Annotated in this window: 12 protein-coding genes and 1 pseudogene; 7 read left to right on the forward strand and 6 right to left on the reverse strand. The window is 49.2% G+C overall.

Annotation, left to right across the window (positions count from 1 at the left end):
• Positions 1 to 188: 188 nt before the first annotated feature.
• Positions 189 to 266, forward strand: a pseudogene (locus QMN38_RS27060) (hypothetical protein); the annotation flags it as partial.
• A gap of 83 nt (positions 267 to 349) precedes the next feature.
• Here QMN38_RS27060 and cfa read toward each other — a convergent pair.
• The gene (gene cfa / locus QMN38_RS22555; RefSeq protein ID WP_271455840.1) at positions 350 to 1,504 is read right to left on the reverse strand and encodes a cyclopropane fatty acyl phospholipid synthase; all 1,155 of its coding nucleotides are present in this window, start codon (positions 1,502 to 1,504) and stop codon (positions 350 to 352) included.
• Between the two features lie 67 nt (positions 1,505 to 1,571).
• Between cfa and QMN38_RS22560 the strand changes: the two genes are divergently transcribed.
• Positions 1,572 to 2,420, forward strand: coding sequence for a helix-turn-helix domain-containing protein (locus QMN38_RS22560; protein ID WP_323606081.1), 849 nt, complete (start codon positions 1,572 to 1,574; stop codon positions 2,418 to 2,420).
• Here QMN38_RS22560 and QMN38_RS22565 read toward each other — a convergent pair.
• Positions 2,417 to 3,196 carry a siderophore-interacting protein gene (locus QMN38_RS22565; protein WP_323606094.1) on the reverse strand — a complete coding sequence of 260 codons (780 nt, stop codon included), beginning with the start codon at positions 3,194 to 3,196 and terminating at the stop codon, positions 2,417 to 2,419. The two genes, QMN38_RS22560 and QMN38_RS22565, sit on opposite strands and share 4 nt — an antisense overlap.
• A 243-nt stretch (positions 3,197 to 3,439) precedes the next feature.
• Between QMN38_RS22565 and QMN38_RS22570 the strand changes: the two genes are divergently transcribed.
• Positions 3,440 to 4,117: a PadR family transcriptional regulator gene (locus QMN38_RS22570; RefSeq protein WP_416348275.1), complete on the forward strand. Its 678-nt coding sequence runs from the start codon at positions 3,440 to 3,442 to the stop codon at positions 4,115 to 4,117.
• Here QMN38_RS22570 and QMN38_RS22575 read toward each other — a convergent pair.
• Positions 4,114 to 5,679, reverse strand: a complete 1,566-nt coding sequence (locus QMN38_RS22575; RefSeq protein WP_323606084.1) for a methyl-accepting chemotaxis protein — start codon at positions 5,677 to 5,679, stop codon at positions 4,114 to 4,116. The genes QMN38_RS22570 and QMN38_RS22575 overlap by 4 nt on opposite strands.
• Before the next feature lie 318 nt (positions 5,680 to 5,997).
• Positions 5,998 to 7,518, reverse strand: a complete 1,521-nt coding sequence (locus tag QMN38_RS22580) for a methyl-accepting chemotaxis protein (RefSeq protein ID WP_048213331.1) — start codon at positions 7,516 to 7,518, stop codon at positions 5,998 to 6,000.
• Positions 7,519 to 7,948: 430 nt separating this feature from the next.
• Between QMN38_RS22580 and ygjG the strand changes: the two genes are divergently transcribed.
• Entirely contained in the window at positions 7,949 to 9,328 is a 1,380-nt protein-coding gene (gene ygjG, locus QMN38_RS22585; protein ID WP_167335587.1) for a putrescine aminotransferase, read from the forward strand.
• A 77-nt stretch (positions 9,329 to 9,405) separates the two neighbouring features.
• Here the strand turns inward: ygjG and QMN38_RS22590 are convergent, their stop codons facing one another.
• Complete coding sequence (locus QMN38_RS22590) at positions 9,406 to 9,738, reverse strand: tRNA-binding protein (RefSeq protein ID WP_271449675.1); 333 nt, start codon at positions 9,736 to 9,738, stop codon at positions 9,406 to 9,408.
• 149 nt (positions 9,739 to 9,887) lie between these two features.
• Between QMN38_RS22590 and ebgR the strand changes: the two genes are divergently transcribed.
• The 3 genes from ebgR to QMN38_RS22605 all read left to right on the forward strand — a co-directional run bounded on the left by ebgR (position 9,888) and on the right by QMN38_RS22605 (position 13,558).
• Positions 9,888 to 10,871 carry a transcriptional regulator EbgR gene (ebgR, locus tag QMN38_RS22595; RefSeq protein ID WP_271442777.1) on the forward strand — a complete coding sequence of 328 codons (984 nt, stop codon included), beginning with the start codon at positions 9,888 to 9,890 and terminating at the stop codon, positions 10,869 to 10,871.
• 193 nt (positions 10,872 to 11,064) lie between these two features.
• Positions 11,065 to 11,511 carry a beta-galactosidase subunit beta gene (locus tag QMN38_RS22600; protein ID WP_271456699.1) on the forward strand — a complete coding sequence of 149 codons (447 nt, stop codon included), beginning with the start codon at positions 11,065 to 11,067 and terminating at the stop codon, positions 11,509 to 11,511.
• Positions 11,512 to 11,647: 136 nt separating this feature from the next.
• Positions 11,648 to 13,558, forward strand: coding sequence for a glycoside hydrolase family 2 TIM barrel-domain containing protein (locus tag QMN38_RS22605; protein WP_323606089.1), 1,911 nt, complete (start codon positions 11,648 to 11,650; stop codon positions 13,556 to 13,558).
• Between the two features lie 10 nt (positions 13,559 to 13,568).
• Here the strand turns inward: QMN38_RS22605 and QMN38_RS27065 are convergent.
• The coding region (locus tag QMN38_RS27065; protein WP_071528444.1) for an IS1 family transposase at positions 13,569 to 13,630 on the reverse strand (62 nt) is incomplete at its 5' end.

Genomic DNA, 13,630 nt, shown 5'->3' on the forward strand with positions numbered 1-13,630 from the left:
AAGAAATGCCTGATGCACTGCGCTTATCAGGCCTACGAATGCAAACCTTTGTAGGCCGGATAAGGCGTTTACGCCGCTATCCGACAAAGAAATGTCTGATGCACTGCGCTTATCAGGCCTACGAGTGCAAACCTTTGTAGGCCGGATAAGGCGTGTGCGCCGCCATCCGGCAAAGCAATGCCTGATGCGCTGCGCTTATCAGGCCTACGAGTGCAAACCTTTGTAGGCCGGATAAGGCGTTTGCACCGCCATCCGGCAAAGCAATGCCTGATGCACTGCGTTTATCAGGCCTACGAGTGCAAACCTTTGTAGGCCGGATAAGGCGTTTGCGCCGCCATCCGGCTGCATATTAGCGATAGACGCGAATACCGCCTTCTACGCCCCGGCTAAACAATACTTGCCACAGCTCAATATCTCTGGCGCGGAACGCACCGGCACAAGCGCACAGGTAATAATTGAACATCCTTCTGAAGGTCGCGGAATAACGCGATGACAGCTCTGGCCACGCCTGATTAAACCGTGCATGCCAGGCCATCAGCGTTTTATCATAGTCACTGCCAAAGTTATGCCAGTCTTCCATCACGAATCGCGACTCGCTCGCTTCAGCAATATGCGAAATCGCCGGTAAGCAGCCATTCGGGAAAATATATTTATTGATCCACGGATCAACGCTCATCCCTTTTTTATTGCTGCCAATGGTATGCAGCAGGAACAATCCGTCCGACTTCAAACAGCGGTCAGCAATACTGAAATAGGTATCGTAATTTTTTGGCCCCACATGCTCGAACATCCCCACGGAGACAATACGATCGTAGTGCTTGTCGAGGTCACGATAATCCTGAAGCAGGATGGTCACATCCAGGCCTTCACAGCGCTGCTGCGCCATTTTTTGCTGCTCTTTCGAGATAGTGACGCCTTCTACCGCCACGCCATAATGGCGCGCCGCATATTCGGCCAGTCCGCCCCAACCGCAACCAATGTCCAGTAAACGCATGCCCGGTTTCAGTTGCAGCTTCTCGCAAATCATTTTTAATTTGGCGTTTTGCGCGTCGTCTAAGGTGGTAGCCTCTTTCCAGTAGCCACAGGAATATTGCATGTGGGGATCCAACATGAGCGCAAAGAGATCGTTGCCAATATCGTAGTGTTCTTTACCGACAATCCACGCACGACTGCGAGACTGCAAATTAAACAGACGGGCGCTGGCAATACGCAATATATCCTTCAGATTTCCCGGCATTTGCTGGTCGAGTTTTGCTTTCAGGATTTTACAGAACAGAACATCGAGGCGTTCGCAGTCCCACCAGCCTTCCATATAGCTTTCGCCAAGCCCTAAGGAGCCTTGTTGCAGCACCCGTTTAAAGAAACCGGCATGATGAAGTTGAATATCCCAGGGGCGGGAACCATTAATCTGAATATCTGCTTGCTGGAGCAGCTCTTTTCCCATTCGGGTCCAGTTATCATTTGTTTCATTGACGATGACAGCGTCTGAACAAAGCGTGTTCATGGTATTTACCAAAGGTGGGCTATTAATTCTTACGCAAGATTATTATGGAAAAAAGAATGTATGTATTATGATTTGCGGACAAGATCTATCGAGCAGCGGCCACCTAACCGGGAGAATCACTTCTTTGAGTATGGATACTTTCCCCCCAAAACAGTGGAACTCCTTCCCCGACGACTCCATGACCGAGTTGCCGCAGGACGTTTACTTTCGCTCTTATGTCCTTGAAGCCAACCACCATGTTCCGCAGCACTCACATGCTTTTATGCAGTTTCATTTTGCCCGCAAAGGCAGTATGCGTATTGATGTCGCCGGCAAGTGCTGGATAATCCCCGCGCATTACGGCATCTGGATCCCCAATAATACTGAGCATGCCGTTTGGGCGCTGGATGATGTGCATTTAGAGAATCTGGATATTAAACCGGGCTTTCTCGAAGAAAGTATCCATGAGTGTAAAGTCGTGGCGATCAGTGATTTCGCCAGAGAGTTTATTCACTACGCTACGAATTCAATTTCAGGCCATTATGATAGCCAGTCAAAAGAAGGCAAACTGGTCAGTGTGCTGGTGGACATTATTCTGCAATTACCAGAAGTCGCCTTTGTATTGCCCTGGCCGCAGGATCGCGAATTAACCAAAGTGTGCCGAACAATACAAGCGTCTCCGGCGCTGGAACATTCAGTAGAGTATTGGGCACAACATTTGGGTATGTCTGCCCGTACCTTTTCGCGTCATTTCAAAAAAGAAACCGGATTACCCTTCAGCGTCTGGAAGCAAAAAATGCGAATTCTGGAGTCAGTACTCATGCTGAAGAAAAATAAAAGCGTAACCGCCGTGGCGCTCGATGTAGGATATTCAAGCACCGCAGCGTTTAGTTATGCATTCCGCCAGGCGTTTGGCGTTTCACCGTCACATTATTAATTAACGTTCCGACGTTGATGCCAGTAAGCCGCGGCGCGTACCAACTGCTGATCGAAAGCCTCAGTAGCAAAGCGTGCGCTCAGGTTTTTCACCACTTTTCCTTCGCCAGTTATCCAGATGAAATAATCCTGTGCAGGCACGGTCAACTGTGAAAGCTGCTCATTCACTGCCTGTTCGTCATGGCCGACAAACCACTGAATTGTAAAACCGTCGAGATGAGCGAAATAATCCTGATACGCTGCATCGCGTACGCTGACCAGCGCCGTCACATTTGGACGTACCGCTAAACGACCGATCGCCTCCAGCCGGCGACGTAGCGCTGGCATTCCAGATTCATCACACACGTAAACCTGGTACGCATAGTCTTCTGGTATCACCAGCGAGCCACGCGGTCCGCCAATCGTCAATTTGTCACCTTCACGCGCATTCATCGCCCATGTACTCGCCACGCCGCCATCGTGGATATAAAAATCCAGCGCCAGTTCATGGCGTGCCGGGTCATACAACGGCGTGTAATCACGGGATACCGGGCGTACACCCTCTGACCAGACAATCCCCTCATCCGTCACGACGGGTGGCACAAAGTGACTGCCCGGCTCAGGGAAAAAGACCTTGGTGTGGTCGTCAAAACCCTGTGAGCTAAAACCATCCAGAGCGTCACCGCCCAGTACAATGCGCTGGAAACCCGCGCTGATACGTTCAACCCGCAGGACGGTCAGTTCACGGAAGCGCAGCTCATTGCGAACGCGCTGTGGATAGCGTGAAGTGTTATTTATCATTTTTTCGCCTTAGTGACAGAGATTAGATATATCTAAATAAATTTCAAATGATAATGATTGCTAATTGAGAATATTGCAAGAACTTTTTTGATAGGGTCTGGACAGAGCCTCCAAAACGCCGCAATAAAAAAATAAATACATATAAATCAATAAATTAAATTAATATTTCTGCACAGACTTGCAAACAGAAAAAGTTTAGATATAAATTAGATATATCGAAACAACATCAGGAGATGAATGATGCAAGATCATCATGAAGGGTGCTGCAAACATGCAGAACACCAGCACGAAGGCTGCTGTAAAGGCGAAGGACATCGCCACGAAGGTCACCACAGCGAACACCACGAAGGTTGCTGCAAAGGTGGAGAACGTCATCAGGAAGGCTGTAACAAAGAACACCACCATGAGCATGGCTGCGGACACCGCCACGGGCGCGGCGGTGGTGGCGGTCGACGTCAGCGTTTCTTCGGCCACGGCGAATTACGTCTGGTGATTCTGGATATTTTGACCCGCGATGCCAGTCACGGTTATGAGCTAATCAAAGCCATTGAAACATTGACTCAGGGTAATTACACCCCAAGCCCGGGTGTTATTTACCCGACACTGGATTTCTTGCAGGATCAGTCGCTTATCGCCATCCGTGACGAGGAAGGAGGACGTAAGCAGATAACAATCACAGAGCAAGGCCTGCAATGGCTGGAAGAGAACCGGGAACATCTGGAACATATCCACGAACGTATTAAAGCACGCTGTGTCGGCTTTGAATTACGCAAGAATCCACAGATGAAAAGAGCACTGGAGAATTTTAAAGCCGTGCTGGATCTGCGGGTCAATCACGGTGACACCAGCGAAGCGCAAATCAAGAAGATCATCGGAATTATCGATCGCGCATCGCTGGACATCACCCAGCTTGATTAAGCAGGCTGCGCGTCCTCTTTACGCACGCGGAACACTTTGATCATCTCTTTTAAGTGTAATGCCTGTTCATTTAATGACGCCGCTGCCGCAACGGACTCTTCTACCAGACAGGAGTTCTGTTGCGTGGTGGTGTCGATCAGGCCAATCGCACTGTTAATCTGCGAAATACCGTCCGTCTGCTCGCGGCTGGCCTGACCGATTTCCCGTAATATCACATCCATTTCTTCAACGTTAGTGACCATTCCATTGATCAACGCGTTGGCTTTTTCAACCAGCGCCAGCCCTTCCCGGGTTTGACTGGTGGAGTCTTCAATCAGATTGCGGATCTCACTGGCAGACGATGCGCTTTTTTGCGCCAGTTGACGCACTTCTCCGGCAACTACCGCAAAACCACGCCCGTGCTCACCGGCGCGCGCGGCTTCGACAGCCGCATTCAGCGCCAAAATATTGGTTTGAAAAGCAATCGAATCGATCAGGTTGATAATTTCTGACATACGGTTAGAGGTTTCATTAATCACGCGTATTTTCTGCGTCACCTGATTCATCATCTCACCGTTGTTTTTCACGACCGTCGCCGCTCCCGTAGACAGCTTCGTCGCTTCATGGGTATGGTCTGCCGTCGTTTTGACCGTCGCGGTAATTTGTTCCATCGACGCCGCGGTCTGTTCTACCGAGCTTGCCTGTTCTTCGGTACGCGCAGCCAAATCCTGATTACCCGCGACAATCTGCGCCGCCGCCGCAGAGATATTCTCGGAGCCGTTTTGCACTTCCTCGACAATCTCTAACAGTCGGGTTTTCATTGCCATCAGCGCTTGCAGCAGCACACCGGTCTCATCCTTCTGTTCCATACTGATGCTGCGAGTAAGGTCGCCCTGCGCAATCGCCTCGGCAAACTGCACGGCTTCATTAAGGGGTCGGGTAATTGAGCGCACAATATACCAACCCATCACACAACCGGCAGCAATGCTGATCAGCGCCAGAGTAATCAACAGTGCGCGATTGGTGTGGAAATCATATTCCACCTGAGCGCCCGCCTTCTGCATCTGGGCATCTTCAATGGCGATCAACTCCTGCACTTTTGCTTTATACGCCTGCTGCACATTCACCGTGCTGGTCATCATCTCGTGCATTGCACCGGAGCGATCGTGATTCTGCAGCGCCTGCAGAATGCGGAATCGGGAAGCCAGATACTGTTCACGCACATCGCGGATATCCGCAATAATTTTTTTGGATGCATCATTGAGAGGCGCTGCACTCAGCGCATCCAGCAGAGCAGAAATTTGCTGGCTGATGGTATCGAGCTTTTTCTGGGACGCCTGGGTCCATTTACCTTCCTCATCCAATAACATCAATTGTTGAGTACTGACAAACTCCTGAAAATTATCAATGAGCAGATTGGCTTTTACCGTAATCGGATAGTCATTGGTAATGATGTTCTGCATCCCACTGTTACTACGATCCAGACTCAACAGCGAAAGGCCCGAACTCACCATCATCAGTACAATAAACAAACCAAACGCGATAAATAACTTCGAGCGAATCTTTACGTTATGCAAGAACATATTTTCTCCCTGGAGACAGTTTTCTTCAGACAGATATCCTTATCGGTCAGCAATCACCTAACTTTATGATATTGATCGTTTTTTAATTTACATCAATGTTACTAAATAGCTTTTGACGATGAATCAAGCAAGACCGATCGTTATATAAGCGATATTTAACAATATTTAAAAACAGGGCGCTCGCCGTCATAACGGAATAATGAAAATAGAATCGTAATACCAAAGTGGTATCATTTAATATATAGTTAACAAGTTTATTACAAAAAACGCCTACCGGGGACGATAAGCGTTTGGCGGGAAAATGGGGAGGGGTGAGAATTAATGCAGCACGGTTACCGCATCTTCCAGGCGACCGGCACGATGTTTTACCATTGCTGAAATCTGCGCGCTCTCTTCAACCAGTTCGGCATTTTTCTGCGTAATATTGCTCAACTCATTTACGGCACGGGTCAGGCTGGAAAGTCCATCTGACTGCTCCAGCGTTGAATGGCTGATTTGAGCAATCAACTGCGTCACATTCTGGACCTGCGCCACAATATCATCCATTGTCCGCCCTGCGGCATGAACCTGATCGGAGCCGGACTGCACCTTGTCGGCGCTGGCATCAATCAGTTTACGGATGTCATTTGCTGCGCTTGCACTACGACTGGCAAGATGACGTACCTCTCCAGCCACTACCGCAAATCCTTTTCCTTGTTCGCCCGCCCTGGCCGCTTCAACCGCCGCATTCAGCGCCAGAATATTTGTCTGGAAAGCGATATCGTTAATCAGGGTCGTGATAGTGCCGATCCGTTGGGTGCTGTTGGCAATATCGTCCATTGTTTTAATGACCGTATCCATCGCCTCACCGCCCTGTGTCGCCGCGCTGCTGGCGGCAATAGACAGCTTGTCAGCCGCCGCTGCCGTCGCAGAGTTTTGCTTCACCGATGCCGCCATCTGATTCATGGTGGTGACCGTTTCCTGCACATTCTCTACCGTCTGCTGCGTATGCTTGTTTAAATCATCACTGCCTTTCGCCAGCGTTTCACTGTCGTTACGCACACAGCTGACCTGACTCGACACGTCATGAATAAGCCAGCGGCACATTAACCCTAACTGCCCCACCGCCCGTAGCATCAGACCCAGTTCATCGCTACGGTTAAGATGGGTCACGCTGTTGCGCTCGCCAGTCGCTACTTTCAGTGCCTGCTGGGCAACATTCTCGATTGGGCGCACAATCTGCCATTCGAAAATAACCGTCGCCAGCATCATCACCAGCGCGCTCACCAACAGTTGCGGCCATTCAGCACCCATCTGCTGTAGCGCAGTTGCCAGGATGACAAACATGAAAGCCATGACACTGCGCACCCGCCAGCGAACCGGAAGCGACGGGAGTTTACCCAACCAGCCTTTACGTACCACCAGCCCCTTATGGACGCGCCGATGACAGCGGCCTTCATTGAGTGCTTTATATAAAGGTTCGACCGCCGCAATTTCCGCTTCCGTCGCCCGGGTACGGATCGACATATACCCGGTTACGCGCCCTTCCCGCACCATCGGCACCGCATTGGCCCTCACCCAGTAGTGATCGCCATTCTTCCGCCGGTTTTTCACAATACCGCTCCACGGTTCCCCCTGTTTCAGGGTGTACCACATATCCGCAAACGCCGCTTTCGGCATGTCCGGGTGACGAACCAGGTTGTGCGGCTGAGCAAGCAATTCATTCAGCTGATAGCCGCTGACCTGGACAAAGGTATCGTTCGCATGGGTGATATAGCTTTGTAAATCGGTGGTCGACATGAGGGTGATATCATCATCCAGCGGTGTATTTTGCTGACTAACGTAGGGATGAGAAGACATGGTTGCGTCCTGTGCAGGTTATCTGGTTGTTAACTCTTTCGGCTTATGTTATTTCGGCGCTAATCTTTTTAACTTTAGTTGTTAAATTTGATTTAGATCGCAATTTGCGATTAAACCTCAAAATTTGTATGTTTTCTAATTCATTGATTTAAAATACTTTCATTACGTAACTATTCAGCACACCTTCACCCTGCGCACCGCAACAGTGCAATTTTCGCCCACTTTTAGCGCAATGACGCGTTTTTCCCGTCGGTTTTACGCGCGTAAACCTGGGCAAAATGCCAGCAAATGTTAATGTTTGAGATTAAATGTTGCACAAGCAAGATCTTCCCTGGTGTTTATCCCGATTTTCGTTAAGCGCGTCGGGATGGCGCAATCCCTGCAATACTTAATTCAGTATCATGTGATACGCGAGCTCCGGGAGCATATTTTGAACAGGTTACCTTCCAGCGCATCGGCTCTGGCCTGCAGCGCACACGCACTGAATCTCATCGAGAAGCGAACGCTTGATCATGAGGAAATGAAAGCACTAAACCGAGAGGTGATTGATTACTTCAAAGAGCATGTTAATCCGGGGTTCTTAGAGTATCGAAAATCTGTAACTGCCGGCGGGGATTACGGAGCCGTAGAGTGGCAAGCGGGAAGCCTGAATACGCTTGTCGACACCCAGGGACAGGAGTTTGTCGATTGCCTGGGAGGTTTTGGAATTTTCAACGTGGGGCACCGTAATCCAGTAGTGGTCTCCGCCGTACAGAATCAACTCGCGAAACAACCTCTGCACAGCCAGGAATTACTTGACCCATTACGGGCCATGCTGGCAAAAACGCTTGCTGCACTGGCTCCCGGAAAGCTGAAATACAGTTTCTTCAGTAACAGCGGGACCGAGTCGGTTGAAGCGGCGCTAAAACTGGCGAAAGCGTATCAATCGCCGCGCGGTAAATTTACATTTATTGCCACCAGCGGAGCCTTCCACGGTAAATCGCTGGGGTCGCTATCCGCTACCGCTAAATCAACCTTCCGCAAACCGTTTATGCCGCTGCTGCCGGGCTTCCGCCACGTTCCTTTTGGCGATATTGATGCCATGCGCACCGTCCTGAGCGAATGTAAAAAGACCGGCGACGATGTTGCTGCCGTGATTCTGGAGCCAATCCAGGGGGAAGGAGGCGTGATCCTGCCGCCGCAAGGGTATTTAACTGCGGTACGTAAACTTTGCGATGAGTTTGGCGCGCTGATGATCCTCGACGAAGTGCAAACTGGCATGGGGCGCACCGGCAAGATGTTCGCCTGCGAACATGAAAACGTGCAACCTGACATTCTGTGTCTGGCCAAGGCGCTCGGAGGTGGCGTGATGCCAATTGGCGCGACCATTGCCACCGAAGAAGTGTTCTCCGTCCTGTTCGACAACCCTTTCCTGCATACCACCACGTTCGGTGGCAACCCGCTCTCATGCGCGGCAGCGCTGGCGACCATTAACGTCCTGCTGGAGCAAAATTTACCCGCTCAGGCAGAGCAGAAAGGCGATATGTTGCTGGATGGTTTCCGTCATCTGGCGCGGGAATATCCGGATCTGGTACACGACGTTCGCGGTAAAGGCATGCTGATGGCGATTGAGTTTGTCGACAATGAGATTGGCTACAGCTTTGCCAGTGAAATGTTCCGTCAGCGAGTGCTGGTCGCCGGAACACTGAATAACGCGAAGACGATCCGTATCGAACCGCCGTTGACGTTAACGATCGAACAATGCGAACTGGTATTGCGATCAACCCGCAAAGCCCTGGCCGCATTACGGGTTAGCGTGGAGCAGGTGTAACAACCTTACCCGGCCTATAAAAGACACCCTTTTGTAGGCCGGATAAGGCGTAGCCGCCATCCGGCAATTAGCCTAACTTAAACAATCCTTACCCCCGCCGGCATGACGCGTTCAGGCGCCAACAGCACGCTTTCACTGCCATCATCAGTTTCGGCACACAGCAACATGCATTCTGAGGTTTCACCGCGCATTTTGGCCTTTTGCAGATTGCACAACACCACCACCGTTTTCCCCATCAACTCCTCTTCGCGGTAATACGGCACCAGACTGGTTACCGTTTGCAGCGTTCTATCGCCGACATCAACCTGCACGATATAGAGCTTATCGGCATTCTCGTGGCGCTTCACTTGCGCTACTTTTCCAACACGTATTTCCATCCGGGCAAAATCGGCAAATGCGACGGTATCCATTTCTCTCTCCGAAGTAAACTTTTACTAAAAAATAACCGAATTTTCGTGGAAGATAAAGCGCGAAGAATTTACTAAAAACAGATGCATCTCATGGGGCTTCATTTACAATAAACAGCCCATGCGGTCGAATGGTGGAATGAAAGGCAAATATGGCAACTCTTAAAGATATAGCAGCGGAAGCTGGCGTTTCTCTGGCAACGGTATCCCGCGTTCTGAATGACGATCCAAACCTGAATGTGAAAGAGGAAACCCGGCATCGTATTCTGGAGATTGCAGAAAAACTGGAGTACAGGAGCAGTTCTTCCCACAAAATGCAGGTGAGTGTTGCCAGTCAGCACCACATTCTCGCACTTTACAGTTACCAGCAGAAGCTGGAGATCAACGATCCCTACTATCTGTCTATCCGCCACGGTATTGAAACACAGTGTGAAAAGTTGGGTATTGAGCTTACCAGCTGCTATGAACATCATGTGCCACCCAGTATCAAAAAGCTGACGGGTGTCCTTGTGGTTGGGAAGGCCAGCGATGCAATACGCCAGACCGCCACAGCGCTAACGGACAATATCTGTTTTATTGATTTTCAACCTCCAGGCGGCGGTTACGATTTCGTTGATACCGATCTGGTACGCATTAGCCAGGAGATCGTCGATTTTTTCATCAAACAGGGTGCGACACGCATCGGTTTCATTGGTGGTCAGGACGTGCCAGGAGAAGCGGATATCCGCGAAGTTGCCTTTGTGAAATACGGGCAGCAGAAAGGTGTCGTTTCAGAAATGGATATCTACCGGGGCGGTTTCTCCAGCGCATCTGGCTATGAGCTAGCCAAAAAAATGCTGGCAAAACAAGATTATCCATCAGCCTTGTTTGTTGCTTCTGACTCTATCGCTATCGGCGTATTACGGGCAATTCATGAAAATGGGGTCCGGATTCCGGAGCAAATTTCGCTCATCAGCGTCAACGATATCCCTACCGCGCGTTTCACCTTTCCCCCACTATCCACTGTGCGTATCCACTCTGAGATGATGGGCATTCAGGGTGTTAACCTGCTGATTGAAAAAGCGCGCGATGGCCGTGTGTTGCCGCTTCAGGTCTATGTCCCGAGCCAGCTGAAACTGCGCGGTACAACCCGCTAGTGTTCGCTTTGCCCGATAGTGTCGTCGGGCAAATCCTCCCTTCCTCACAGCCCGTCAATTTTCTCTATTTCGTGATCGAGTTAAAGTAAATCGAATTCCTCTATTTTATTTAGTAAAAAGTTTACTAAAATAATTACCTATGATGTCGTTGAGCACAGGCTGTTAACGGTCGATTCATGCGTAAGGAAAGAAAATGAGGATTATCGATAACGTAGAACAGTTGCAACAACATACGCATACGAAAAATCACTGGCAGCGTTGCGCAGAGGTGATAGGAAAGCTCGATAGCCTCTCTCCCGGTGTGGTTTACTCGCAGGGAGAGACGCTGAACTACGACGTCAGAATCGACAGCACAACGGATGCCCTGTTTATCGGCCATCGCCGTTGCATTGAAGTGCATTACTTTTTACAGGGCACACAAAAAATCGAATACGCGCCGAAAACCCAGCTACAGGAAATTGACTACTACCGGCAAGACACCGACCGTGAATACCTGAAAGGTTTGGGGCAAACCGTACAGGTCAGTGCTGGACAAGTATTCATATTTGATACTGACGAGGCATATCGATTCATTACCCACGCTATCGTGAAAAAATTGGTTATTAAAATCATCACGGAAGAGAACACCAGGCTGGTATAAACAGATTATTACGCCAGTGCATGGCAATAGCATTTATTTATATTTTATCTGAATCACATAGATAAATCACATAACTAATTCATATCATTGATAGTTTCAAATTAAAAATGCCATAAATAATATCTGGAGATTTATTATGAGCGTCGTTGTCTCTGACAAGCAACAGATTATTTCTTTATATACAGAACACGATCATGTTCCAGCTGTATTGGAAGACCATCGTATCAATGGAATTAACAAAGAGCTGCCACGGCCATATCTGTTCCCCTTTACCAGCCAATATCTGGCAATCAAGAATATTCCCGCCGAGGCCAGTAATTTTCTGTCTCTGAATGGGATCTGGAAATTTAACTGCGCGAGCAATCCACAGTCCAGACCCAAAACGTTTTATGAAGAAGACTATGATGTTTCGACCTGGGATACCATTCAGGTTCCAGGCAATTGGGAAGCACAGGGGTTTGATAAAGCAATCTATATTGACGAGCGTTTTCCATTCACCACCAACTGGCCAGAGATACCGCGCGACTACAACCCGGTGGGGTCTTACCGCCGTACATTTTACCTCGACCAAAGCTGGACTGGTCGTGAAATTTTCCTGCAACTGGCAGGAGCCAGAACTGCATCGTTTATCTGGATTAACGGCCAGCGCGTAGGCTATACCCAGAACGCGAAAAACCCGGCTGAATTTAATATCACCCCCTATATTCGGGAAGGTGAAAACACGATTTCGCTGCAAATTTATCGTTGGTCTAATGCCAGTTATGTAGAAAAACAAGACATGCTGGATATGTCTGGCCTTGAACGGGAAGTTTTTATCTATTCGACGGCGAAAACACGTATTTATGATGTGTATTGCAAGCCAGAATTGAACGATGATTTTACCCAGGGAATAGTTAACGTTAGCGTGAGCCTGTCTCACTACGATAGCCATCCAGAGAATCTGTCACTGAATATCAAACTGCTGGACGACGCAAATAATCTGTCTGTATTAATAGAGCACAATCAGCCATTTACACGTAGCGGAACAACACAACAGTTTAGCTTTAGCGATCGACTGCAGAACCCTCGTCTGTGGAGCGCGGAAACACCTAACCTCTATACATTATTAATGACACTCACCGATCAGTACGGTGAAACCATCGAAGCGACCAGCCATAAAATAGGTTTTCGCAAAGTACAAATCATCAACAGCCAGCTTACGGTAAACGGTAAAGCGATCAAAATAAAAGGGGTAAACCGCCACGAGCTGCACCCGACGCTAGGGCATGTGCCTACGGAAGAAAACATGCTGACCGATATTCGGCTCATGAAAGAGCACAATATCAATGCGGTACGCACCAGCCATTTCCCCTGCCACTCACGCTGGTATCAGCTATGTGATGAATATGGCATCTACATTGTTGATGAAGCGAATATCGAATCGCACCCGTTGGCGCTAAAGCCAGAAACGCAAATTGGCGATACCGAATCCTGGATACCCGCACACTTAGATCGTGTACAGGCAATGGTTGAACGCGACAAAAACCATGCCTGCGTTATCGTTTGGTCGATGGGCAACGAGGCCGGAACCGGACGTGTCTTTGAAACGCTTTATCAATGGATAAAAGAAAAGGACGATAGCCGCCCAGTCCAGTACGAACCTGCCGGTGAAGCACACTATAGCGATATTGTGTGCCCGATGTACCCGACCCTTGAACGCCTGGAACAGTTTGCCCAGCAAGGTAACGATCGTCCGATGATTATGATTGAGTATGCCCACGCCATGGGGAATTCCGTCGGAATTCTGCGCGATTACTGGAACATAATCGACAGCCACGACAATCTGCAGGGGGGCTTTATTTGGGAGTGGATGGATCACGCGCTGGCATTAACCAACGAGCGTGGCCAAAAATATTGGGGATACGGTAAAGATTATCACCCGGATAAACCCAGTGACGGCAATTTCATGAACGATGGCCTGGTCGCCGCTGACCGGGTTCCACATCCTCATATGGCGGAAGTGAAAAAGGTCTATCAGCCTGTCTATTTCCATGCAATAAATCGGTAATGACTCCAACTTACTGATAGTGTTTTATGTTCAGATAATGCCCGATGACTTTGTCATGCAGCTCCACCGATT

Source organism: Citrobacter sp. R-1.5.2 (genome assembly GCF_035064245.1).
GTDB lineage: Bacteria > Pseudomonadota > Gammaproteobacteria > Enterobacterales > Enterobacteriaceae > Citrobacter.

Bases quoted from the DNA above. Each gene is read 5' to 3' on its own strand.
- cfa (WP_271455840.1), bottom strand. From the start codon at position 1,504: ATGAACACGCTTTGTTCAGACGCTGTCATCGTCAATGAAACAAATGAT.
- QMN38_RS22560 (WP_323606081.1), top strand. From the start codon at position 1,572: ATGATTTGCGGACAAGATCTATCGAGCAGCGGCCACCTAACCGGGAGA.
- QMN38_RS22570 (WP_416348275.1), top strand. From the start codon at position 3,440: ATGCAAGATCATCATGAAGGGTGCTGCAAACATGCAGAACACCAGCAC.
- QMN38_RS22575 (WP_323606084.1), bottom strand. From the start codon at position 5,679: ATGTTCTTGCATAACGTAAAGATTCGCTCGAAGTTATTTATCGCGTTT.
- QMN38_RS22580 (WP_048213331.1), bottom strand. From the start codon at position 7,518: ATGTCTTCTCATCCCTACGTTAGTCAGCAAAATACACCGCTGGATGAT.
- QMN38_RS22590 (WP_271449675.1), bottom strand. From the start codon at position 9,738: ATGGATACCGTCGCATTTGCCGATTTTGCCCGGATGGAAATACGTGTT.
- ebgR (WP_271442777.1), top strand. From the start codon at position 9,888: ATGGCAACTCTTAAAGATATAGCAGCGGAAGCTGGCGTTTCTCTGGCA.
- QMN38_RS22600 (WP_271456699.1), top strand. From the start codon at position 11,065: ATGAGGATTATCGATAACGTAGAACAGTTGCAACAACATACGCATACG.
- QMN38_RS22605 (WP_323606089.1), top strand. From the start codon at position 11,648: ATGAGCGTCGTTGTCTCTGACAAGCAACAGATTATTTCTTTATATACA.